Source organism: Pirellulales bacterium (genome assembly GCA_035939775.1).
Lineage (GTDB): Bacteria > Planctomycetota > Planctomycetia > Pirellulales > DATAWG01 > DASZFO01.
In genome coordinates this window covers 1-21,995 of the sequence record DASZFO010000030.1, presented here as the reverse complement: position 1 = coordinate 21,995, position 21,995 = coordinate 1, and the positions used below count along the sequence as shown (strand labels likewise).

Sequence of the window (21,995 nt, the reverse complement as noted above, 5' to 3'; positions counted from 1 at the left end):
AAAATGTCGGATTCTGCGTATGCGGGATTCAAGCGATGGGCGCGGCTCACTGCTGGACAAGCCAGCAGTGGCACCCCGCGCGTCACTCGCCCCTCGCCCCTCCAGCACCGTGCAATAGCTCCAGCAGGGAATCGAGCGACTGCGGGATGACGCGGAGATCGGCGACAACCGGCATGAAGTTCGTGTCGCCACTCCACCGCGGCACGATGTGCCAATGCAGGTGCCCCGGCAGGCCGGCCCCGGCGACGCGGCCGAGGTTTAGCCCGATGTTGAACCCCTCGGCATGCATCAGCCGCGCAAGCAATTCCGTGTAGCGCGCGATCGTTTGCATGATCTCCAATTGTAATTCGGGGGTCAGTGTCTCGAGCGTCGCCAAATGCTCAAGCGGCGCGACGAGCAGATGCCCGTTGTTATACGGATACCGATTGAGGACGACGATCGTCCACGGTCCGCGGGCGACGACCAGGTTGGCCCGATCGTCGGAGTCGGCTGCGCCGCGGCACAGAAAACAGTGCGGATCGGCGCCGGCAAGCCAAGCGAGTTCGCGCGACGGGTCCGTCGAAGGCGGATCTTTGCCTACGATGTAATCCAATCTCCAAGGCGCCCAGAGGCGATCGTGCGACAAGGTTCGGCTCCCGTTGAGTGGTCGGCGGCGTGCGACACGTCCATGATAGCCGCGCCAGCGCGAGGATTCGAGCGGGCGTGTGCAATGGTCCGAGTGCTGGCAGCAAGATTCGCCGGAATTCGGCTGGCTGATCCGGTGCGTCAGCGCTGCGCTCGACGCACCCTACACAAGAAACGGCCGACGATCAGCCCCAAAGCTGCCACCAGGGGCGGGCCTTGATTACGGGCACTTTGGCTCCTCCCAGACGGCGGCCACGGGAGTCGACCGCGCCGTTGATCTTAGCGCGGGCCATTCGGACACAGCTCAGATTCGCGTTGAGCATGTTGGCCTGCTCGAGGTCGGCCTCCATGAGATTCGCGCCGCTCAGATTCGCGCCGCGAAGATCCGTATGAGAGAGGTTCGCCCGGTAGAAATTGGCGCGCAAGTCGGCCAGGCTCAGATCGGCTCCGGAGAAGTCGGCCTCTTCGGCATCGGCCCCTTGCAACTTGGCCAAGCGCAGTTTAGCGCCCTGCAGTTGCACTTTTCGGAGGTTTGCCCCGTGAAGAATGGCCTCGCCCAGATCGACCTTCGTGCCTCGGGCGCCGATGAGAAAGGCGCCCTCCAGACATACTCCCTTCATCATGGCCTTGGTGAGATTCGCGCCGCTCAGATCGGCGCCACGCAGGTCGGTATTGTTCATCGAGGTGCCGGAGAGATCGGCGCCGGCGAGATCGGCTTGTTCGAGCTTGGCGCCCGACAGATTGGCGCCAACGAGCGAGTCCCCCTTGACGTTCAGGAGCACTTTGCCGGCTTTGTCTTTAATCGGCACCATCGCACCCCTCGCTTTCGACTCGATCAGCCTCTCCGCTGTCAGCCGCTTAGCCGATGTGGTGCAGGATTGTCCGAATCCTGAAGCATCCCGAACGGGATGTCTTTAGCGAAATGCTCCCTGTGTTTCGTTTCGATGAGGGGAACCCCCCGAAAAGATTATAACGCGATGAAATTCGCGCGCCAAACGTTTTTGTTCGCAGGTTTGGGTGAATCCCCCAGTTTTCCGGCAAATGGGCCAAGCTGGGCAACCGGTTCGACCGCCGCCGCTGGCATTTCAAGTCGCCCCTGACGATCGACGAATTTGATCCTATTGGCGAGGTTTTGCCACCTGGAACGCCCGCGGACCAAGGAGCGAGAAAAAGGGGGCATTCTACTTTTTCGGCTGCGTGCACCGCGGAAACCGCCGCACGGAAAAAGTAGAATGTCCCCTTTTTCTTAGAGTATGGATTTCCTCGTCGATCTCGATATTTTCCGCGGCCCGCTCGATCTGTTGCTCTACCTGGTGCGGAAGCACGAGGTGGAGATCACCGAAATTCCGGTCGCGCCGATCACCGACCAGTTTCTGGCGTACCTGGCGGTGCTCGAGCAATTGGATGTCGATTCGGTCGGGGATTTTCTCGACGTAGCCAGCACGCTCGTCGAGATCAAATCGCGCATGGTGCTGCCGCGGAGCGAAGAGATCGAAGACCCGCTGGAAGACCCGCGGCGCGAGCTGGTCGAGCGGCTGCTGGAGTACAAGCGGTTCAAAGATGCCGCGACGATCCTCGAAGAGCGTAGCCGCGATTGGCAACAGCGCTATCCGCGGCTGGCGAGCGACTTGGCCGAGCGCAGCCGCGACCCGGCGGATGAGCCGATCCGCGAGGTCGAGTTGTGGGACCTGGTCAGCGCCTTCGGCCGCATCCTCCGCGAAAAGGAGGCGGCCCAACCTTCGAGCATCGTTTACGACGACACGCCGATCCACGTCTACATGGCCCAGATTCACTCCCAGCTCGTCGAACGCGGGCAACTGGCCTTCAGCGAATTGTTTCGCCCGCATCGCCATAAGTCGATCGTCGTGGGCCTGTTCCTGGCGATCCTGGAATTGGTTCGTCATCATCATGCTCGAGTGGAGCAGAACGATCTCTACGGCGAGATTTGGATTCTGCCCGGCCCGGAGCCGCTGGGGCCCCTGAATCTGACGCTGGTGGACGACTACGGCCCGGCAACGTAGGCGAACGCAGCAAATAGATCTCCAGTAGGTTCGTCGTCGGGCCGACGATGAACAGGGCGTGGTAGAGCGAATGGATGTCCTTGAAGGCCAGCCGCAGCGCGGTCTCGACGATCGCGACCAGCATCGCGACCAGAATCTGGCTCCAGCGATATTTGGTCGTCGTCTTCGGATCGGTGATCATGAAGAACATGTACAATTGGAACATCGGGCTGGTGATCGGAGCGATTTCGGCCTGCCAAGGATGGTGGGTAATCGCGGCGCGCAAAAATGCCAGCGGCACGAAGGTCAGCATGAAGGCCAACGGGATATGGAAACGGCCGAGCCGATACATGATGAGTCCGCCCATCAACCAAACCGCGGCCACGGACCAGCCATTGTTTCCAGCTTGCACCGTCAGAGTGGCGACATAAGCCGGCGCCAAGAACAGCATCATCGTGACGCCGAAATTCGATGGATTCCAAATGTGCCGGTTGCCGATCCGCAACACATACTTCGAGACGATCGAAATCAGCCCGCACACGACGAACGGCCACAGCAGCGACGACTTGATCAAGATGCCGACACTGATCCCTGAAATATAAGCGCTGGCCAGATGCGGCCATTTGCCCCAAAAGAACCGGCCGAGGAAAAGTTCCGCGAGGATCGTCGTTATGACGGCCAGCGCTGCGGGCGAATACTCGGTCACGACGCCCCCGGTAAGCGAGGCCAGCCACGGCGGAGCGGGATGCGTCTCCAAAATATTGTAGGCAGCGTCCCCCAGCACCAAGATCGTCGTCGCCAACAGCGGCGCGTGGAAACGCGGGTCGCGGAGCACAATCTTCCGCCACACAAGCACCAGCGAGATCAACAGAGCGATCGCCCCGATCACATTCGGCGTGGTCGGCTCGAGCGCCTCGCCGGTGATTCGGCCGTAGACATCGATCATCCAATGCCGCAGCGGCTCGCGGACCCAATAGTAGCCTCCGACGAGAACCACGGTGGCCGCAATCCGCGCCAGCGCGCCGCGCAATCCGAACGGATGAGTGCTGAGAGGCGGGGCGATCGTCGGGGATTTCGAAGCGCCAGCGATTTCCGCGCTCATGATGCAGGCTCGTCGATCTTGTGAAGCATGTTGACTTTGGGGGCGACAATCGTCTGGCTTCGACCCGACGGCCATTGGATCTCCGCCTTTTCAATACGAGCGTCGGGTCCCAAGCCGAAATGCAAGCGCCGCATGCCTTGCGAGGCGAAGCCGTCTCCCGCAGTCACCACTTGCAGTTGCCGTTGAACCGGCCCCTCGCGGCCCTGGCTCCAGTATAGTCGAACCTTCGCCCCGATGGCGTCGCGGTTGCTCCAGCGGTGTTCACTGTTTGGGCCGCTTTCGCCGTTTGGTCGTGCCCCGCCGTGAAGCTCGAATTGCACCCAATCCCGGCCGGCGGCGACCGTGTTTTTGTAGAGAAGCAGCGGTCCCTTTTGGTTGACGACGAGCACGTCGAGCAGGCCACGATTAAACAGGTCGGCGAGCACGACCGCCCGGCCGTCGAATCGATCGACGGCGCCCACGGCGGCGGCGACGTCCGTAAAATCGCCCCCCTTATTGAGCCAGAGGCATTTCGCTTGCCGGCCAGCCAAGCTTTGCTGACCGATTGGCGGCCAGAGGCTCGCGTCGCCGATCAGACCTTTCAAGCCGCCGGCGATCTTGCCGTAGTCATACCAATAGCTCTCACCCTTGTTGGCCGAGATGTAGCCGTTGGTGAGATAGAGATCGAGCTGTCCGTCGTTGTTCAGGTCTCCGAATTTGGCGCCCCAGCTCCAGCCGCCGCGCTCGACATTGAGAGTCGCTGCCTGATTGAGATAGCGCGGCAGGCCCTGGCTGGTTTGTCCGACCGGTACCCACAGATTGTTCCCCTGCACCAGATTTCCCGCCTCGGTAATGTTCGAGATATAGAGGTCTAACTCTCCCTGATTCAGTACGTCGCCGAAGCTGACGCTCATGCCGCTCTTGGGAGCGACGCCGATGCCCGTTTCATAGCCGACCTCTTCGAATCGCTCGCCTCCCTTATTGGCGTAGAATTCGGAAACGCCGTAATCGTTGGCAAGCACCAAATCCGGATACCCCGTGCCGCAGAGATCGGCTGCCGCGACGCCGAGCGTCCAGCGCGTGCTCTTGATGCCGACGCGCTCCGTCACATCCTCGAAGGTGCCGTCGCCGCGATTGCGAAGCAGATACTTGCGGCCCCCGTTCTTCGCGTACTCGAACGATTCCGGCATCATCCGCGTGGTTTTCAAATCCCACAGATTCACGTCGTCGGGCCAATAACCAGCGATGAACAAATCGGGCAAGCCGTCGCGGTTGTAATCTAGCCAGCAGGCGGAGTTCGCGTTGATCCAGGCGGGCAAACCGGCCTTGTCGGTGACCCGCTCGAAGCCCTTCCCTTGCTTGTTGTGGAACAGCTCGGGTCGTCCCCATTTGTACACCAGCAAATCCGGCCAGCCGTCGTTGTCGTAGTCAGCCCAGACGGCCCCCGTGCAAACGCCGGTGCCGGGCCGATTCAAATCGGCGACCCCCATCGCTTCGGCCACATCCTCGAAGGTGCCGTCGCCCCGATTGTGATATAGGCGGTTCTTTCCGCCTTCCTTGCTCGTGACGACATAAATGTCGAGCAATCCGTCGCCGTCGAAGTCGACGACGGAAACTCCGGCGCCCATCGAGGCGACGATGGGCATGATGTGGGCGAGCTTCGAATCGAGAGTTGGCGCTTCGTGGACGAAATCGATTCCGCATTTTTTCGCGCATTCGGTCAAGTGAAATCCGTAGCGCCGCAATGATTCCGCATCTTCGAGAGGCTGCGCTGCAATGGAGTCGGCTCGTCCGGTCAGGCGAGCCCAGAACTGCGCGATCCCACCGGATCCTTGGATCGCCGCAATGCCCAGCAGGCCGACGAGCATGACGCCGAGGATGATCTGCTTCCAAGCCCGACTCATGGCTGTGGACCCGCGGGAGTTGCGTCGGGGCGGCGCGATCCGCGGAGACCCCGCTCGTAAAGATCCGGCGTCACGTATCGCGTGTGGTAGCTCTGCCAATCCGCCGGATGTTGCTGGTAAACCGGATCGTCTTCCAAGCGACCGGGAGGCACGTCATACGATTTCGCACCGTGGCTCGGCAGCGGCAGCACCGTCTTCCCGAAGCGCGTGTTCAAGTCGCCATCCTTGACCCAGCCGTCAGACACCCAGACGAAGTCCCGCTTCCATTTTGGCGGCGGCTCGGCAGGGGCTTTGAACCGCAGCACGACTTCGTCTCCTCCGCAAAAAATTACGTAGCGGTCGTCGATCTTCTCAAGCAGTTCGCGCACGTCGCCGTAGCGCGTGTGAAAACCGATGAGGTCGCGCCAGTATTGTCCGTGAGCGACGATCCGATCGTAGTTCGGCAACTCGGGGGAACTGCGATCGGCTTGGGTCATCTCCAGAATTCCACGGTATCGCAAATCGGCGTTTTCCGCCAGGAGACGGGTTTTCGTGGTGGGTGAATCGTCTCGTCCGTGTGCGATTTGGATCGCATCCCAATAGATCTCCATGTTGGTTCGCAGCCGGAAGCGGTGCGGAACTCCTGGTCCGTCGATTCCATCCAAGCGGACCACCATCGTCTTATTCTTGCCGGCAACGAAGCCGAGCGTGTCGGAGACGACCTTCCAGCCCCCCTTGTCGTCGGGGGTTTCCAGCACCAGCCCGTGCAGCAGTTCGTGCCGCCCCTGCGCGAGAGCGAAGTTGATCGAGCTGTCGGTCGGATGAATAAAGCCGGTAGCTAACAGGTAGAGCGGGCCGTCGCCGGGCGCGACGGTTGGAAGTTCCACTTCGACCCAATGCTCGGCGGCAAGTCCTTGATAAATGCCGCGCTCGAAATCGTGGACGTATTTTCCATCCACGGCCGCAACCAAATCGGTGACGTCGTTTCCAAGTTGATCGCGGGCACGAGAAATTGGGCGCGGCGGCTCGGTGAGATGCATCGTCGGCCCGGTCGACGTCGGCGAATATCGCTCGTCGACGAACATCTCCGTCCCGTCGGGATGATCCATGACCATCAGCGAGAGATGGTCGAAATAATACGTTTCCCAAAGATTGGCGTTCACCCGGATTTCATAGAACCCATCGCGCGGCACGAGTTGATCGCCGCGAATCTTCACCCATTCCGTCGTTGGGCCGTTAGCCGCGGTGTTGACGCGCATTCCCAGTGCCGTGTTCCACATGAAATCGGTGACGAAGGCAATCCGCTGGCCATTCCAAGCGTATAGGAACGGACATGATCCCTTCAGCCGCTGTTGGGATTCGAGCGTTGCATCGACTGGCGGACTGAATTCGACCTGCGAAGTGCCGTTGGGCCACTGAATGCGGATCACGTCGGCGCGGGGACGATTTCCTAATCCGAAATGCACGACGGGCGCGGCAATCGGCTGTTTCAAGAAAAACGTGCCGCTGCGCACTTCCACTTCGCCGCCGAGGCCGAACGAGTTGATCCGATTGTCGCCCTTCAAGCTCAGGGCCAAGGGGCGGACCACTTGCCAGTGGTAATCCTTGGTGCCGTTGTTGATCCATCGCGTCGGCCGACCGTCACGATCCACGCCCACGAGATCGAGCCGCCCCTTGCCCTCGAGATCGGCGGCGGCGAATAGGTTGCCCGGCAATTCGGCTCTAAGGGGACTGAACGCGCCGGCGGCTCCATCGCCCAGCCAAACGCGGCTGGCATCCGGGCCAGACACGAGCAAATCCGGAAAACCATTGTTATCGAAATCGGCGGCAAGCAATCGCACCGCCCCCAGACGCATCGCCGGTGGAAATTGCTCCCATTTGGCTAACTCGGCGACATCCCACGCAGACCGTTTCGCGCGATCCGCGATCCGCACGATCGCGCCGTCTTGACGCAGCGCCACTAGGCTCAGCACGCCGTCATGATTGACGTCCGCGACGGTCAGCGCCAGGAAGGAATCCGCGGGCGGTTTGACTGGCCAGGGCTGGAAATTCCCCGAGCGCTCATTGGCGTATACGTGCAGGCCGCCACGGGAGTCGAGCAAGGCGGCGTCCGGGGCGCCGTCCTGATCGAGGTCGAGCCAAGCGAAGGCCCGCGCCCCGTCGACTTCGTCGAAGATCGGCCGAGCGTCAAATGTCCCATCGAAATTGTTCTGCAATAGCAGCGGCGGTCCCGAGCGGCGAGCCAATAGAATATCCAGATCGCCGTCGAGATCGACGTCGGCTGCCCAAGCGCCGGCGTAATCGCCGTGCAGCAGCTCGGCGGAGAGGCCGGTCTTCGCCGTCACGTCGGCAAATGATCCATCCGCCTGTTGCTCGAAAAAGCGCAAGCCAGCGGACCCCGCGAGCAGTAGATCGGTGCGGAAGTCGTTATTCCAATCGAGCGGCAAGAGCCCTTCCGGCGAAATCGCCAACGACGGCAGCACCACCTTGCCGCCGATCTCGCGCAACTCCTTCGCATTGGCCGCCAACAGCACGGGCCGGTCCTGCTTTCCCAGCCAAACCGGCGCGACGACGTCCCAACGACCGGCCGGGGCCTCGTCAAGCGGCCTTGCTGAAAAAGTCAAGCCACGGTCCGGCTCGGCCGGCGTGTGGCGCGGTGTCGGAAGCCGCAATAGTGTTTCCAACGCCGTCCCCGCCAACGTATCGCTGGCGTCCACGGCGGCAGCGTCCCGTGAGAACCCGGGCTCGGCCCCCAAAAGATTCATCAGCGGCAGCGCACGCGCGAGATCGTCTTTACCGGTCGGATCGGCTAAAGCGCGTTCGAGTTCTGCAAGTGCAGTCTTGGTCTGGGGTGACCACTTCGCGGAATGCCGTTTCAGTTGCTCCATCGTCTCGCGTGCGGCGGCGCGATCGCCGCGACGCACCGCGACTCGCAGTCGATTCTGCAACACAAACAGATTATCGGGCTGAACCGCCAGGATTCGATCCATCAGCCGTTGGTATTCCAGGTCGCTGTCGGCCTCGTGCTGTTGATCGACCACTTGGGCCAAGCGGTAGAGGGCCTGAATGTTCGTCGGCTCTTGCTTGAGCGCGGCGCGAAAATGCTCGGCCGCGGCGGCGAGCTGCCCGCGCCGTTGTTCCGCCAGCCCCAGCAATTGCTGGATCGCCGCGTTGTCTGGGGCCAGGCGTTGGGCTTCCTCCAAATCGTGCAGCGCCTCGTCCGGCCGCCCGTCGCGAATCAGGAGCAGCCCGCGATCGGCCCAAGCAGCAGGCTCTTCGGGAACCAAGTCGATCGCCTTGGTCAGCGATTCATGGGCAACTTGCGGCACATCGGCATCAAGCGCGGCAACGCCGATCTCGAAGGCTTCGATGTATTGCTCGTATTTTGCCGAACCCACCGCTGGCACTGCCGAACGGAACCACAACGAGTACGCGATCGCCGCGACCGCCATGAGCGCGACGCCGCCGATCAGCAATTTACGCGGACGTGAAATTGGCACTAGCAATTCCCCTTGGAATCCCGTGGAAACGCACGAGATTATAGAAACTATTCGCGGGCCTGTCTCGCCAACGCGACGGAAAAAGAATTATTTGATGCCAGGCCACTCGCTTGCCGCAACGCATAACGCGATTATCATGGCTCCAAGTCGGTCGCTCGAGTCCGGATCGACTGGGAAAACAGGTGGCGGGATCCTGCTAATGGCCAAACGCCCGGAAGTCGCACTGCTGATTGAGACGTCCAATTCGTACGCCCGCGGGTTGCTGCGCGGCATCTATGCCTATCTGCGCGAGCACCATCCGTGGTCGATCTGCCTTCCGGAGCAGAGCCGCGGCGAAGCGCCGCCCAAATGGCTGAAATCATGGCGCGGGGACGGGATTATCGCTCGAATTGAAAACCCGCGTATCGCGAAAGCGGTTCGCGAGACCGGGGCGCGCGCGGTTGACGTCAGCGCCGCGCGACTGCTTCCCGATCTCCCCAGCGTGGAAACCGACAACGAGGCCATCGCGCGTCTGGCGTTCGATCATCTCTTCGAGCGCGGATTTCGCAACCTGGCGTATTGCGGCGATCGCCGGTTTCCATGGTCGTTCGATCGCGGCCGGCGGTTTGCTCGAATCGCTCAGGAAGTCAATTGTCCGTTTGCCGCATTCCCGCCGGCCGATCGCAAGCGCGCCGCCGCAATCTCCTGGAAGCAAGAGGAGAACGAGCTGAAGGCCTGGGTCCGCGAACTGGCGAAGCCGACCGGCCTGCTGGCCTGCTACGACATGCGCGGGCTACAGTTGCTCGATGTTTGCCGTCGCGGCGGCATCGCCGTGCCCGACGAGATCGCCGTGATCGGAGTGGACAACGACGATTTGATTTGCAATCTTTCGGAACCGCCGTTGTCGAGCGTTGTTCCCGACGCCGAGCGGACCGGCTACGCGGCGGCGGAACTCTTGGACCAGTTGATGGCGGGGCGCAAGGTGGAAGAGGGGACGCGATTGATCGAGCCGACCGGAATCGTCACCCGCCAATCGAGCGACGTGCGGGCGATCCCCGACGCCGAGGTCTCGGCCGCCGTCCGTTTCATTCGCGATCATGCCTGCGACGGGATCAACGTGGAAGACGTATTGCTGACGGTCCCGATTTCGCGGCGCATTCTGGAAAACCGCTTCAAGAAAATCCTCGGCCACACGCCGCACGAAGAGATTCTCTTAGTTCAGTTGCGGCGAGTGACGCAACTCCTCGAGGAGACTGACCTGCCGCTGGCCACGATCGCCGACCGCGCTGGCTTCAAATACGTCGAATACCTGAGCGTCGTTTTCAAACGGCGTTTCCATCGATCGCCGGCCCGATATCGCGCCGAACACCGCGCTTGAGCTACGATCTTCGGTGGCCGGTGCCGCGCTGAAAACGACGCATAAAACAATAGACGCGCCTTCGCGCAAGCGCCGCGCGGTTGTCATGGCGGGTCGGGCGTCGGTCCCATCTGGGTTCTGGAGGTCTGTTGCAAAGAATCTTAAAAAATTCTCGCGGGCTTGCCGGCATTTCGGCGGGGAAAAGAGCGCCGTGTCGCCAGCGCAAAAACTCAATTTGCCTTTAACTATCCGTGGGGGTCGCGCGGCCATCGCCGCTCGTCGGCACGTGGCTTCGCTTCGCTCATCGAACAATCGCTAACGGTAGGTCTAGCTGGCACTTTACGCTCAAGCGATGCGGGGAGCCGCTGCGCACGATCGGCCCTCATGATCGTCACAACCCGTCTTGGTGGCACGCGCGTTTTCTTCATAGACCCTTGCAAAGGCGCCCGCACGGCACGACGTCGGCGACGGGCCGCAACGGCGTCATTCTCTTGTCGCCGCCGAAGATGAGTTTATATTGGACTCGGGCGAAAGACTCGATCGCCCCCGCCATTTCGTTCGCGAATCGCGGCAAATCAACCTATTCGGGCGCCGCTCGGAGTCCGGCTTTCGCCTCGACGCCGCACTTTGAAATCGATTCCAGGGAGCCGTTCATGGCCGATGAAGAACTCTCGCGGAATGAAGTCGTTTCGTATCAGCGGATTCTCACGGCCCAACAAGACCGGATGCTGCGGAACCAGGATCGCGTCGACGCCAACCAAGTGAGGTTGGACAAGATGTTGGAAAAGATGTTGACCAATCAAGCGGTCATCATCGCCAACCAACAGCGCATCAAGGACAACCAGACCAAGCTCGACAAGATCGTCGTCAACCAAGGCATCATCGTCAGCAATCAGCAGAACATCATCTCCAATCAGCAGAATATCCTGGCCAACGAGGAGAAGCTGGATCGTCTGCTCACCAATCAAGCCGCGACGATCGTCGCCAACCAGGAAAACATCCTCTCCAACCAGGAAAAGTTGGACCGTTTGCTAGCCAACCAATCCACGATCATTTCGAACCTGGAAGATCGCGTGATACCCAATCAAGAAAAGATCGTCGGCAATCAAAACTTGATTTCGGACGGCCAACAGAAGATTCTCGCCAAGGAATTGGTCGACCGATTGGCGGAAGCCGATCGCGGCATGGCGAGTCTGGAAAGACGGGAGTAGCTCCAACGGAATCCCCATCTTAGGAAACTTTGAAATGCAATTTCTTATTAGACGGAATCGGGTGCGGCGATCCTGGCTCGGCGGCCTATCGTTGTCGGTAGTGAGTTCGCTCGCACTGCTGGTGACGGGCTGCCAAAAGGGTGCGAACACGGCGGCTCCCGGCGCTCCTAGCGACGCGGGCCCCGCCAAGCTGAAGGTCGCTTTTATCGGCTTGACCTGCGAGGCCCCGATCTTCGTGGCCTATGAAAACGGCTTCTTCAAGGATGAAGGATTGGATGTCGAACTGGTCAGGACCGACTGGGACGGGCTGCGCGAGGGTCTCGGACTCGGGAAGTTCGACGCAAACCACACGCTCGTCATGTTCCTGCTCAAACCGATTGAGCAGGGACTCGACGTAAAGATCACCGGCGGCATCCACACCGGTTGCTTGCGGATTCAGGCCGGCGTGAATTCCAACATTCATGGGTTGTTGGATCTCCGCGGCAAGCGGATCGGAGTGCCGAACAACATGGGGAGTCCTCCTTGCCTTTTCGCCACGCGAGTGCTGGCCGCCAACGGGATGGATCCGAAGAAAAAGGACGACGTCGATTGGATCGTGCTCCCGCCGGACGGCATGGCGCTGGCGGTGAAAAATGGCCAGGTCGACGCGATCGCCACTTCCGAGCCGATGGGCTCGATTCTGCTTGGCAAGGGAGCCGTTCGGACGGTGGTCGACCAGGCGGTCGACTCGCCGTACAAAGACGAGTATTGCTGCGTGTCGGTCGTCAGCGGCAAACTGGCGCGGGAGAATCCGGCGGCCGCGGCCAAGGTGACTCGCGCCATGCTCAAGGGAGCGAAATGGGTGGGCGCTAACCCGACCGCGGCAGCAAAACTGTCGGTCGAAAAGAAGTATATCGCGGCCTCGGCCGAGATGAACGCCCAGGCGCTTAGCAAACTCAAATACATTCCCGGAGTGGCCCGTGCCCGCGAGACGGTCGAGCAAGTGGCCAAAGAGGCGAAGACGTCCGGATTGCTCGACTCGAAGACCGATCCGGTCGAGCTGGCAAAGAAGGCTTGGATCGACTTGGACGGCGTTAGCGACAAATGGATCGAGGGCGTCGAGGTCGAAAAGATCGCCGGCGGTGGCCCGCCCCCCAAGCTGACTCCGGAAATGCTGGCGGCAATGTTCGACGGCAAGGAAGCATGCTGTTCCTGTTGCGCGCCGGCCGTAGACCGCGCCGCATCGCTGCGCGACGGGAGATTCATTTGTCCGTAAGTATGATCGAGACTGATTCGGTTCGAGCGGAGTCGGTCGAAAGCCAACCGCCACGCGCGGCGGCAGTGCAACGCGGTTACTGTTCGCTGGTCGTGCTGTGGCCGGCTGCCGCAGCAGTTGTGGCTTATGTCTTGCACAAGCTGCTGCCGAACAACGATCCGGCGCTTGTGACACAGCTTTACCCACTGTTGCTGCAAGCGACATTCGCGATGGCCCTCGTTTTCGCCGCCGCGGCGTGGATTTGGAAGAGATTTCGTCCGGCGGCGCGACACGGCGCTCCGCTTTTCGCCGTGGCGATTTTGGCTCTCGGCCTCTGGGACCTGGTTACGCTCAAATGGGCCTTATTGCCGATGCCCTATTTTCCGGGTCCCGAACTCGTGCTGCAAGGGATGCTCGACGACCGCTGGGTTCTGCTCGACAGCACCTATCATTCACTCAAGCTGCTACTGTTCGGCTACGTTCTCGGTGTGTCGGCTGGACTCACCAGTGGTGTGCTGATGGGATGGTTTCGCCACGTCCGCTATTGGGGCATGCCGATCATGAAGGTCTTCGGGCCGATCCCCGCCACCGCCTTCGTCCCGTTGGTGATGGTGATGTTTGACGACGCCTTTTTCTCAGGCGCCGCGCTGATCGCGCTGGCAGTTTGGTTCCCAGTCACCATGTTGACCAGCTCGGGAATCGCCAACGTTCCGGCCTCGTATTTCGATGTCGCCCGAACGTTGGGGGCGGGGCGCCGCTATTTGGTCTTTCGTGTTGCCCTGCCTGCCGCGATGCCAAGTGTTTTCATCGGGCTCTTCATGGGCATGGGCGCCGCATTCCTGACGTTGATCGTCGCCGAAACGGTCGGTGTCAGGTCTGGATTGGGGTGGTATTTCAAGATGCAGAAGGATTACTTCGAATACTCGAAGGTTTACGCATCGGTGGTCATCATGGCGTTCTTCTTTTCGGGGCTGATGACGCTCTTGTTCAAAGTGCGCGACCGAGTATTGGGCTGGCAAAAGGGAGTGATCCGTTGGTAATGAAAACGTCCTTCCCGATCGACCCGACAGCGGACGAAGCCGAGGCGCTTTCGATCCGGAGCGTCAGCAAGACGTTTCGCGCGGCGGATGGCGCCGAAGTCGAGGCGCTCCATCGCATTTCCTTGTCGGTCTCTACGGGGGAAATGGTGTCGTTGATTGGGCCGAGTGGCTGCGGCAAATCCACGCTGTTGCGCCTGATCGCGGGACTCGACCAACCCACCTCCGGTGATTTGCGGATCGGTGCGGCGCCGATCGCCGGCCCCAGCGCCGAGCGCGGCCTGATGTTCCAAGACCCAAATCTGTACCCCTGGCTGAGCGTTCGCCGCAACGTTCAAGCCGGCTTGGTCGCCCGCGGAGTGCTCCGCCACCGCCGCGAAGAGGTCGAGGAATTCATCCGGCTGGTCGGACTCGAGCAATTTGCCAACGTGTTTCCCCATCAGCTTTCCGGCGGGATGGCGCAGCGCGCCGCGCTCGCCCGCGCGCTCGTGAATCATCCCAAGGTGCTGTTGCTCGACGAACCGCTCGGGGCGCTCGACCAATTCACCCGGATGCAAATGCAAGACGAGGTCCTGCGGGTGTGGCAGGCGCGCCGGACCACGATGCTGCTAGTCACCCACGACATCGACGAAGCTATTTACATGAGCGACCGGATCGCCATCATGACGCCGCGCCCGGGCCGAATCGAGCGCATCTTGGACGTTCCGCTCGCGCGCCCGCGGCAGCGCAATAGCGCTCCATTTTTGGAGCTGCGAGCACTAATCCTGGAGATGCTCCATTTCGCCGGAAACGGGAAACAGAAGCTCTAGGCCCGGGAGGCCAGTGACTTCCGCACAAACTGATTGCGATCGCGATCCGTGATGAATCCGAGTGAAGTTCCGCTTCCGAAACAATCCGTGGTGTTTGATCCTGCGTCCCAACAGGTGGCCATCGAAGGTGAGACCGTTTCGTTATCCAAGACGGAATTTCGCGTATTGCAGTTTCTGGCCAGCCGCCGGGGCGACGCCTGCACGCGGCGGCAAATCATTGAGGCGGTGCAAGGCAAGGATTACCCGGTCACCGAGCGGTCGGTTGACGTTCAAGTGGCTTCGATTCGCAAGAAGCTTGGCGATGCGGGAAGGCTAATCGAGACCGTGCGCGGCGTTGGGTTTCGGTTTCAGGAGTGAACGGATTGACGAACCATTGGCGTTTAGAACATTTCTCGCCCGAATCAGGGCGGTTTTGTCATTTTAGTTCCAGGGAGACTTCGATGCGATCACTTGCTTGCTGCCTATTCATCTTTGCGGCCGCGCTCGTCAGCGTGGCTCACGCGGCGGACCAACAGACCGCCACCTACCGAATCCAGCATACGCTCACGGTCAATAAGATCCCGGCCGGGAGTCATCAAGTGCGGATTTGGTTCTGGCTTCCTGATGACGACGATTCCCAGAAGCTGCTGAATCTCGATGTCAAAGACGCGCCCACTGGCTACCAGGTGACCCGCGACGCCAACTACGGGCATCGCTATCTCTACGCGGTTGTGAACAATCCGACCGCCGACAAGGCGGTGCTATCGACCGAATTCATTCTCAGACGAAACAGCGTTTCAATCCCCGTTGACACATCGCGAGCCGCTCCGCTAACCGACGCGCATCGTAGTTTGTTCGCTGAATACCTGCGGCGCGACGTGCCGAACATGGAGGTGAGCGGCGCGGTGGTCAAGCTGGCCGGTGAGATTTGCGGCAAAGAGGCCGATGAGCTGAAGCAGGCGCGGCTGCTCTTCGACTGGGTCACCGATCATACCGATCATTACTCGAAGGGGGGCAACGCGCCGAAGAGTTCCGGAAAAGGCTCGGTCGAATACTGCCTGGCCAAGAAAGGGGGCGGATGCACCGACCAGCACGCGCTCTTCATCGCGCTGGCGCGGGCCCGCGGCATACCCACGCGGCTGCAATTTGGCACGCTGCTCAAGCCGATGAACGAAGGCAAGGAGATGGACCCGGGCTATCGCTGTTGGGTCCAATATTTCGTGCCGAATTATGGTTGGGTGCCCATGGATATTGCCGCGGCCAACACCAACCCGACCCAGCGCGACTTCTACTTCAGCGGCCTGGACAATCGCCGCGTCCATTTCTCCGAAGGTCGCAATTTGGAACTGGCTCCCAAGCAAGACGGCCCGCCGTTGAATCTGTTCATTATCGCGTATGTCGAGGTCGACGGCAAACCTCACGAATCGTTCCAGCGCGTGTTGAAATACACCGAGGTGAAAACCGATCTTAAGGATCGGGCCGCGGCGCTGTGAGCCGCCGCGGTTGATCGTTTCTGTCGTGAATTTCCAGTTCCATTTTGAAAGGAGTCATCACCATGGCCGATGCAGTTATCAAGAACCAAGAGTCGATCCTCGTCAATCAGGAGAAGATTCTCGCGAACCAGGAGTCGATCGAGAAGAACCAGTCGAAGCTCGACAAAGTCACCGCCAACCAAGCGGCGATCCTCGCGAATCAAGAACTGATCCGCGACAACCAGACAAAGCTCGACAAGGTCCTTGCCAACCAGGCCAGCATCCATGCCAATCAGGAGAGCATCCTGAGCAACCAAGAGAAGCTGGACAAGGCCGTCGGCAATCAAGCGACGATCATGGCGAACCAGGAGACGATCCAAGCCAACCAGGAGAAGATCTTCGAGGGCATGAAGGAACTCCTCGACAACCAGCGCGAGATTCTCGGCAACCAGAAAAAGATCCTCCAGAAATGATCTCGTTCGCTTCGCGTCAAGTTCCATCGTGCCGCATACGACGCCTCAGTGCGATTCCCCCGGCGATCATGCCCCAAAAAAAGCCGCCGCGGCCAAATACCCTAAGGCATTCAACCACGTCGGCTTATTCGCTGACGAGCCGCCCGAGAAAAATGGGCGGCTCTCTGATTCGCTCGGTCAGGCCGGCGTGCCAACTAGACCGGCGTAACGGTCGCGGCGCGAGGTCCCTTGCCCTTTTGACCCCCGCCTTGCTCCACGGTGTATTCCACTTGCTGGCCTTCGGTCAAATGATCGAATTGAGCGTTTTGGACCGTCGAATGATGGAAAAAGATGTCGCCACCATTGCTCGTTTGAATGAAACCGAAGCCCTTGTCGTTGACGAGTTTCTTGATCGTTCCCGCAGCCATAAAACACAAACTCCCTTGGTTAACACTTTCCGCACAGCTCCGCGGGAACGCACGCTCCCATTCAAAGGCAGGCAGTAGGAGCATTGTAGCGGGTGAGCCGGCAAATAGATAGGCGTCCGTCCTTCACATTAAGAGCGCCTAACAAATCCGGCTGGGGGAGAAGGGGACAGTCCCCGTTTTGCTGCGCGGACTTCGCAAAAGGGGGACAGTCCCCGCCGGACTTGTTAGGCGCTCTAAGGAAGCCAGCTTGAAAATCAAGCGGGTTCCCGCTCAATCGACCAACGACATGCCCATCCGTTTGCGCGTTTGGGGGACGGGGTACTTGCGCAGGTAGCTGAGCAAATCGTCGAGTTGGGCGGTGGCCAATGCCAGACAACTGTCGGCGCCGCCGTAGTAAACCCGGATCTCGCCGCGCGTCTTGTCCAGGATCCAACCGCAGGGAAAGACCACTCCGTTGACATCGCCTTGCCGCTCGTAGGGCATTTCGGGCGCGAAGACCCATTCGTCGCTGCGGGCGCGAACTCGCCGCGGATCCTCCAAGTCGAGCAATGCCAATCCCAAACGATACAGGCATCCGCCCCCCGTTTTCCGTACGCCGTGGTACAGGATCAGCCATCCCTCCGGCGTTTCCAAGGGGGGCGGGCTCAATCCGATTTTATTGGCGTCCCACCAGGCGCCGCGGCGGGCGTGCAGGAGGATGTGATGATCGCCCCAATGCGTCAGGTCGGGCGAGAATGATAGCCAGATGTGGGCGCCCGAACTCCCGGCGGAAACCGGCCGATGGATCATGGCATATCGGTTGCCAAACTTGCGCGGGAAAACCGCAGCGTCCTTGTCCTCCGGCGGCATGACGGGGCCGAGCCGGGAAAACGAGCAGAAGTCGGTTGTCCGCGCCAGCGACACTAACGGCCCGCTGGGCGAATAGGCCGTATAGGCGATGATCCATTCCTTGCGGTCCTCGAGCCAAGTCAATCGCGGGTCTTCCACTCCCCAGGCCTCTTCCGAGAAGTTCTCCGGATCGGGCGGGAAGCTGGGCTTGGAGTCGATCTGCCAATTCCCGACGCCGTCGTTGCTGCGCGCGACGGTCAGGTGCGAATGGCCCCTGCGGTCCTCGACGCGAACCAGCAGCACGGTTTTATCTCCGAGCTGGCACGCGCCGGCGTTGAACACCGTATGGGCCGGGTACGGCCAGTCGCGGGCCGTCAAAATCGGATTGGACGGATGGCGGTCGAACAAGTCGAGATAGACGTTGGGCGATTTCGATTCGAGAAGCATTCTGGGTTCCTTGTTGAAGTGGTTTGGTGATAACTGCGTGCCACGTTACGCGCTGGCAACGGAGGATATGCGGGCGTCGGCCAGGGCCGTCTCGATTTCGAAGTGTTGCATTTCCGTCCACAAGTAAGCCAGCGTCGATTCGGCGCCCTGATTCCGATTGACTCCGAACGATTGCAGGCCGTCGTGACAAGCGTCGCACTGGGTGTCCACGAGCGGCAGTTGCAAGCTATTCTGCCCATGAAACCATTCGCGAGCGCGGCGAAAAGTCGCCAAGTGCTTTTCATCCCGGGAAAGCGCAAACGCGGCCAGCGCCGCCTCGGCCATCGTGGCCGCCTCGACCGGTTGTTGGTCATATAGGGCCTTCTCCACGCCGCGAGGAAACCAGCCGTCGTTCCCGATCGGCCAATAGATATTCTCGGTGGTCGTTGCGCGGTCTAGGAAGGAGAACGACGCTTCCGCCACTTCCAAAAAAGATTCTTTCGGCCAACGCTGCGCGGCGATAAACAGGGCATGGGGCAGGACGGCATTGGCATAAGTCATTCGCGACTCGAACCAATGCCAGTCGGACCAGCGATTTCGGTTGTAGCATTCCACGAGGCGTTCCGCCGCGGACCAAGCGACGCTCTCGAGCACTTCAACGTCGCTGACCCCGCTCGTCCACAGATGCCCCCAAGCCAGAATCACATAGGCCTGCGCTCGAATACTCCGCAGATCCGCGAGCGCCGGCAGGACGGCCTCGATCAGCTCGCGAGCCAACATCCGATAGTCGTCCGGCAGGTTGCTACCGAGCACTTCGGCCAGCGCGCGGACCGCCTGACCCTGGCAATCGCCGCAGCCTTCCGCGTCCAGCCAGCGACGGTCGTAGCCAAGAAAGTTGTGGAACCCACGGCCGGGACAACGGGCATGTTCCAAGAAACTCAAGTAAACCGCTACCCGATTCCGCATGCGATCGTCGGAGTGCCGCCGCCACAATCGCGCACAAAGGCGCAACGCCCGAGCGTTGTCGTCGGTCGTGTAACCGCTCTCGCGTCGCGGAATGCTATAAATGGCATGTTGGATCAATCCCGTCGAGTCGGTCAAGCGATCCAGGTGGTCCAAGGTAGTCCCGTCACGGATGCGCATTATTGTCCTCTCTGAATAAGTTCGCCATGATGGCCGTCTCCATTGCCATTCGGCGCCGCCACCGCCACGCGGTAACTCGGCTTCCGAATCGCGTCGTGTGGAAACGCGGATCGGCTGAATATCTTCAAATACTGGCGGCCCACACTCGGCCAAAACATCGGCTGGGCATATTCGTAAGCCCTGCGCCGTGTTTCAATCAAGAGCGCTTTATCGCTGAGGAAACGAAGCGTCGCATCCGCCATGGCAACGCTGTCGGCAAACGGCACGAGAAGACCGCGCCCGTCGGCCAGAACTTCTTTAGCGTACAAGTACGGAGTGCTGACCACGGCCCCGCCCGCGGCCAGGGCATACGCCAGTGTGCCGCTCGCGATCTGATCTTTCCCTGGATAAGGGGTAACGTACACGTCGCAGGCCTGCAAGTGCGCGAGGAGATCGGCGAGGCTCAGATACTGATTTACAAACCGCACATGGTCGCCGACACCCAATGCTTCGGCCATTTCGACCAGGCTCTGGCGATAGACCTCCCCTTCCTGACGTTTCACTTGCGGGTGAGTCGCGCCCACGATCAGGTATATGGCATCCGGGTAGGCGGCCACGATCCGCGGCATGGCGCCGATCATGTATTCCAATCCCTTGCCGCGATTGATGAGTCCGAAGGTGCAAATCACCTGTCGCCCCGTGAGTCCCAGCCGTGCCTTGTGCGTGTCCAAATCGCGCTCGAAAGGGACCTCAGGCACTCCATGCGGAATGACTCGCACGTGCGGTCCCGAAACTCCATAAACTCGGGCCAACAGCCGAGCGGCAACCTTCGTCATGACGACAATGCCCTGGCTATGCGCGGCCAGACTCTGGATCAAGCGCCGCGGCACCGGCTCCGGCCGCGTCATCAACGTGTGAAACGTCGTCACCAGCGGCTTGCGGCAATTGCGAGCAAAACTCATCACGCGAGCGCCCCAGTTGCCGGGATAGAGGCCAAACTCATGCTGCAAACTCACGACGTCGCACGGTCCATCGTTGGCCACTTCCGCGGCAAAACGGTAGGCATTGCGGCGGTTGTTATCGATGACGTGGGCCACGCGCGGATCGTCATAGCGAGTCGCGGGGATCTTCTGGATCGCCGCCAACGACGAGACCGGTTCTCCAGCCGCCAGATCCACGGCATCGGCCGAGTCCTTGGTAAACGTTGCCAACCCACACTCTTCAGGCGGATAGGTCGAGACAAACAGGGGTCGAACAGCACGCATAATCACCTCGTTCGGTTAATTTCCGTTCCCAACGGCGATCGACGGGGGTCGATCACCACATTCGTCCGGCGCTCCTCCTTGGCGACCGGCACGTACTTGAATCCGATCATCTGGTTGGTCCCCCGACCTAGCGTCCGATCAGGATGAAAACGCCGGCGGCAATCGCCAGCCCGGCCATGATTGGCGCCGTCTCGATGGACCCCAAGTGGACAAAATACAGCAAGCCCGAAACGATGAGCCAGATCGCCAACAACAGCAGGCCCACGTTGTTATTCCATTTCCACGCCATGGATTCGCTCCTTTTCTTGAGAGGAAGTGATTCGCTTCTCTTCTTGAGCGGAATGCATCCCCATCCGCCGCAGCCAGCGGAAATGCGACGCGATGCTCGCCCGCAAGCTGTCTTGCGCCCTGTATTTCAAGCCAAACTCGCGACACGTCTGCTCGACCAACGGAGAAATCCGCGGATAATTGACGTGACAGATCTGCGGAAACAAATGGTGCTCGATCTGAAAGTTCAGTCCGCCGACCAGCCAGGAGAGCAGTCGGCTCTGACGGGCGAAATCCACGGTCGTTTCGAGTTGATGAACTGCCCAGCTAGTTTCCATCCGGCCGGTGTCCGCGCGCGGCATCGGAAAAGCGGCTTCCTCCACGCAATGCGCCATTTGAAACACGACGCCAAGCATCACGCCCTGCACGAACGACGCCGCCACGTAAAAGAGCAAGACCGTCCAAATCGGGTGCAGCAGCAACGGGATCGCGAGCGCCAGCGAGAAAAACACCACCTTGCCGCCAAGGAAGACTGCCAGGTCCCAACCTTTCGGTCGAGCGTAGGGCTGCCCGCCAACCTGACCGGTGGCCACATCTCGGAAGTCGTCATAAAGCTGCCATTTGAGCGGCAGAAAACCATACAACGGCCACATGTAGAAGTGCTGCAGCCGATGAAATCGCAATCGCTTCTGGTGCGGCGACAAGCGGCCAATGAATCCGATGTCGATGTCGTCGTCGAGATCCGTGATATTGGCAAAGGCATGATGAATGCCGTTGTGCTTGCGGGCCCAGATGTAGGAGCTGCCTCCGAGCAAATCGAGGGTCATCGCCATCAGCCGATTGACCCAGGCTCGTGCGGAGTAAGCGTGATGTCCGCCGTCGTGCTGGATATTGAATCCAATCGCGGCCATCGAGATCCCCAACAACATCGCCACGGGCACCGCCAGCCACCACGTCCCCATGACGAACACCAGCAGTCCATAACACGCGGCAAACCATCCCAGAATCAAGGCCGTTTTTAAATACATCCGTGGACAATCG

Annotated in this window: 19 protein-coding genes; 9 read left to right on the top strand and 10 right to left on the bottom strand. The window is 60.4% G+C overall.

Going from position 1 to position 21,995, the window contains the following annotated elements; genetic code table 11:
• Window positions 1-82: 82 nt before the first annotated feature.
• Both VGY55_01320 and VGY55_01315 read right to left on the bottom strand, forming a co-directional pair.
• A complete protein-coding gene (locus VGY55_01320) occupies window positions 83-625 on the bottom strand; it encodes an HIT domain-containing protein (protein ID HEV2968595.1) in 543 nt (180 codons plus the stop codon).
• A 184-nt stretch (window positions 626-809) separates the two neighbouring features.
• Window positions 810-1,436 carry a pentapeptide repeat-containing protein gene (locus VGY55_01315; GenBank protein ID HEV2968594.1) on the bottom strand — a complete coding sequence of 209 codons (627 nt, stop codon included), beginning with the start codon at window positions 1,434-1,436 and terminating at the stop codon, window positions 810-812.
• Between the two features lie 441 nt (window positions 1,437-1,877).
• On the opposite strand from VGY55_01315, the gene VGY55_01310 reads away from it, so the two are divergent.
• Window positions 1,878-2,645 carry a segregation/condensation protein A gene (locus VGY55_01310; GenBank protein HEV2968593.1) on the top strand — a complete coding sequence of 256 codons (768 nt, stop codon included), beginning with the start codon at window positions 1,878-1,880 and terminating at the stop codon, window positions 2,643-2,645.
• A 1,077-nt stretch (window positions 2,646-3,722) separates the two neighbouring features.
• Here VGY55_01310 and VGY55_01305 read toward each other — a convergent pair.
• Complete coding sequence (locus VGY55_01305; protein ID HEV2968592.1) at window positions 3,723-5,609, bottom strand: CRTAC1 family protein; 1,887 nt, start codon at window positions 5,607-5,609, stop codon at window positions 3,723-3,725.
• A complete protein-coding gene (locus tag VGY55_01300) occupies window positions 5,606-9,088 on the bottom strand; it encodes an FG-GAP-like repeat-containing protein (protein ID HEV2968591.1) in 3,483 nt (1,160 codons plus the stop codon). The genes VGY55_01305 and VGY55_01300 overlap by 4 nt, the downstream gene beginning before the upstream one ends.
• Before the next feature lie 199 nt (window positions 9,089-9,287).
• On the opposite strand from VGY55_01300, the gene VGY55_01295 reads away from it, so the two are divergent.
• The 8 genes from VGY55_01295 to VGY55_01260 all read left to right on the top strand — a co-directional run bounded on the left by VGY55_01295 (window position 9,288) and on the right by VGY55_01260 (window position 16,639).
• The gene (locus VGY55_01295) at window positions 9,288-10,445 is read left to right on the top strand and encodes a DNA-binding transcriptional regulator (protein HEV2968590.1); all 1,158 of its coding nucleotides are present in this window, start codon (window positions 9,288-9,290) and stop codon (window positions 10,443-10,445) included.
• 632 nt (window positions 10,446-11,077) lie between these two features.
• The gene (locus VGY55_01290; GenBank protein HEV2968589.1) at window positions 11,078-11,635 is read left to right on the top strand and encodes a hypothetical protein; all 558 of its coding nucleotides are present in this window, start codon (window positions 11,078-11,080) and stop codon (window positions 11,633-11,635) included.
• 34 nt (window positions 11,636-11,669) lie between these two features.
• On the top strand, window positions 11,670-12,890 hold the full coding sequence (locus VGY55_01285) for an ABC transporter substrate-binding protein (GenBank protein ID HEV2968588.1): 1,221 nt from the start codon (window positions 11,670-11,672) through the stop codon (window positions 12,888-12,890).
• Window positions 12,891-12,892: 2 nt separating this feature from the next.
• Window positions 12,893-13,909, top strand: a complete 1,017-nt coding sequence (locus VGY55_01280) for an ABC transporter permease subunit (protein ID HEV2968587.1) — start codon at window positions 12,893-12,895, stop codon at window positions 13,907-13,909.
• Window positions 13,909-14,715 carry an ABC transporter ATP-binding protein gene (locus VGY55_01275; GenBank protein HEV2968586.1) on the top strand — a complete coding sequence of 269 codons (807 nt, stop codon included), beginning with the start codon at window positions 13,909-13,911 and terminating at the stop codon, window positions 14,713-14,715. The genes VGY55_01280 and VGY55_01275 overlap by 1 nt, the downstream gene beginning before the upstream one ends.
• A gap of 87 nt (window positions 14,716-14,802) precedes the next feature.
• Window positions 14,803-15,072, top strand: a complete 270-nt coding sequence (locus tag VGY55_01270) for a winged helix-turn-helix domain-containing protein (GenBank protein ID HEV2968585.1) — start codon at window positions 14,803-14,805, stop codon at window positions 15,070-15,072.
• 83 nt (window positions 15,073-15,155) lie between these two features.
• On the top strand, window positions 15,156-16,187 hold the full coding sequence (locus tag VGY55_01265; GenBank protein HEV2968584.1) for a transglutaminase domain-containing protein: 1,032 nt from the start codon (window positions 15,156-15,158) through the stop codon (window positions 16,185-16,187).
• A 62-nt stretch (window positions 16,188-16,249) separates the two neighbouring features.
• Window positions 16,250-16,639, top strand: coding sequence for a hypothetical protein (locus VGY55_01260; protein HEV2968583.1), 390 nt, complete (start codon window positions 16,250-16,252; stop codon window positions 16,637-16,639).
• A gap of 194 nt (window positions 16,640-16,833) precedes the next feature.
• Here the strand turns inward: VGY55_01260 and VGY55_01255 are convergent, their stop codons facing one another.
• The 6 genes from VGY55_01255 to VGY55_01230 form a co-directional block, all read right to left on the bottom strand.
• Entirely contained in the window at window positions 16,834-17,046 is a 213-nt protein-coding gene (locus VGY55_01255; GenBank protein ID HEV2968582.1) for a cold shock domain-containing protein, read from the bottom strand.
• A gap of 270 nt (window positions 17,047-17,316) precedes the next feature.
• A complete protein-coding gene (locus tag VGY55_01250) occupies window positions 17,317-18,321 on the bottom strand; it encodes a glycosidase (GenBank protein HEV2968581.1) in 1,005 nt (334 codons plus the stop codon).
• Between the two features lie 45 nt (window positions 18,322-18,366).
• Window positions 18,367-19,443: a hypothetical protein gene (locus VGY55_01245; protein ID HEV2968580.1), complete on the bottom strand. Its 1,077-nt coding sequence runs from the start codon at window positions 19,441-19,443 to the stop codon at window positions 18,367-18,369.
• The gene (locus tag VGY55_01240; GenBank protein ID HEV2968579.1) at window positions 19,443-20,687 is read right to left on the bottom strand and encodes a glycosyltransferase family 4 protein; all 1,245 of its coding nucleotides are present in this window, start codon (window positions 20,685-20,687) and stop codon (window positions 19,443-19,445) included. Before VGY55_01240 ends, VGY55_01245 begins: the two co-directional genes overlap by 1 nt.
• A 127-nt stretch (window positions 20,688-20,814) precedes the next feature.
• Window positions 20,815-20,976 (bottom strand): hypothetical protein, encoded by a 162-nt coding sequence (locus VGY55_01235; protein HEV2968578.1) that lies wholly within the window; start codon window positions 20,974-20,976, stop codon window positions 20,815-20,817.
• The coding region (locus VGY55_01230; protein ID HEV2968577.1) for an acyl-CoA desaturase at window positions 20,957-21,995 on the bottom strand (1,039 nt) is incomplete at its 5' end. The genes VGY55_01230 and VGY55_01235, both read right to left, overlap by 20 nt.

Coding starts and splice junctions, on each gene's coding strand:
- VGY55_01240 (HEV2968579.1), bottom strand. CDS start 20,687: ATGCGTGCTGTTCGACCCCTGTTTGTCTCGACCTATCCGCCTGAAGAG.
- VGY55_01250 (HEV2968581.1), bottom strand. CDS start 18,321: ATGCTTCTCGAATCGAAATCGCCCAACGTCTATCTCGACTTGTTCGAC.
- VGY55_01295 (HEV2968590.1), top strand. CDS start 9,288: ATGGCCAAACGCCCGGAAGTCGCACTGCTGATTGAGACGTCCAATTCG.
- VGY55_01265 (HEV2968584.1), top strand. CDS start 15,156: ATGCGATCACTTGCTTGCTGCCTATTCATCTTTGCGGCCGCGCTCGTC.
- VGY55_01305 (HEV2968592.1), bottom strand. CDS start 5,609: ATGAGTCGGGCTTGGAAGCAGATCATCCTCGGCGTCATGCTCGTCGGC.
- VGY55_01260 (HEV2968583.1), top strand. CDS start 16,250: ATGGCCGATGCAGTTATCAAGAACCAAGAGTCGATCCTCGTCAATCAG.
- VGY55_01235 (HEV2968578.1), bottom strand. CDS start 20,976: ATGGCGTGGAAATGGAATAACAACGTGGGCCTGCTGTTGTTGGCGATC.
- VGY55_01290 (HEV2968589.1), top strand. CDS start 11,078: ATGGCCGATGAAGAACTCTCGCGGAATGAAGTCGTTTCGTATCAGCGG.
- VGY55_01310 (HEV2968593.1), top strand. CDS start 1,878: ATGGATTTCCTCGTCGATCTCGATATTTTCCGCGGCCCGCTCGATCTG.
- VGY55_01285 (HEV2968588.1), top strand. CDS start 11,670: ATGCAATTTCTTATTAGACGGAATCGGGTGCGGCGATCCTGGCTCGGC.
- VGY55_01245 (HEV2968580.1), bottom strand. CDS start 19,443: ATGCGCATCCGTGACGGGACTACCTTGGACCACCTGGATCGCTTGACC.
- VGY55_01275 (HEV2968586.1), top strand. CDS start 13,909: ATGAAAACGTCCTTCCCGATCGACCCGACAGCGGACGAAGCCGAGGCG.
- VGY55_01280 (HEV2968587.1), top strand. CDS start 12,893: ATGATCGAGACTGATTCGGTTCGAGCGGAGTCGGTCGAAAGCCAACCG.
- VGY55_01255 (HEV2968582.1), bottom strand. CDS start 17,046: ATGGCTGCGGGAACGATCAAGAAACTCGTCAACGACAAGGGCTTCGGT.
- VGY55_01315 (HEV2968594.1), bottom strand. CDS start 1,436: ATGGTGCCGATTAAAGACAAAGCCGGCAAAGTGCTCCTGAACGTCAAG.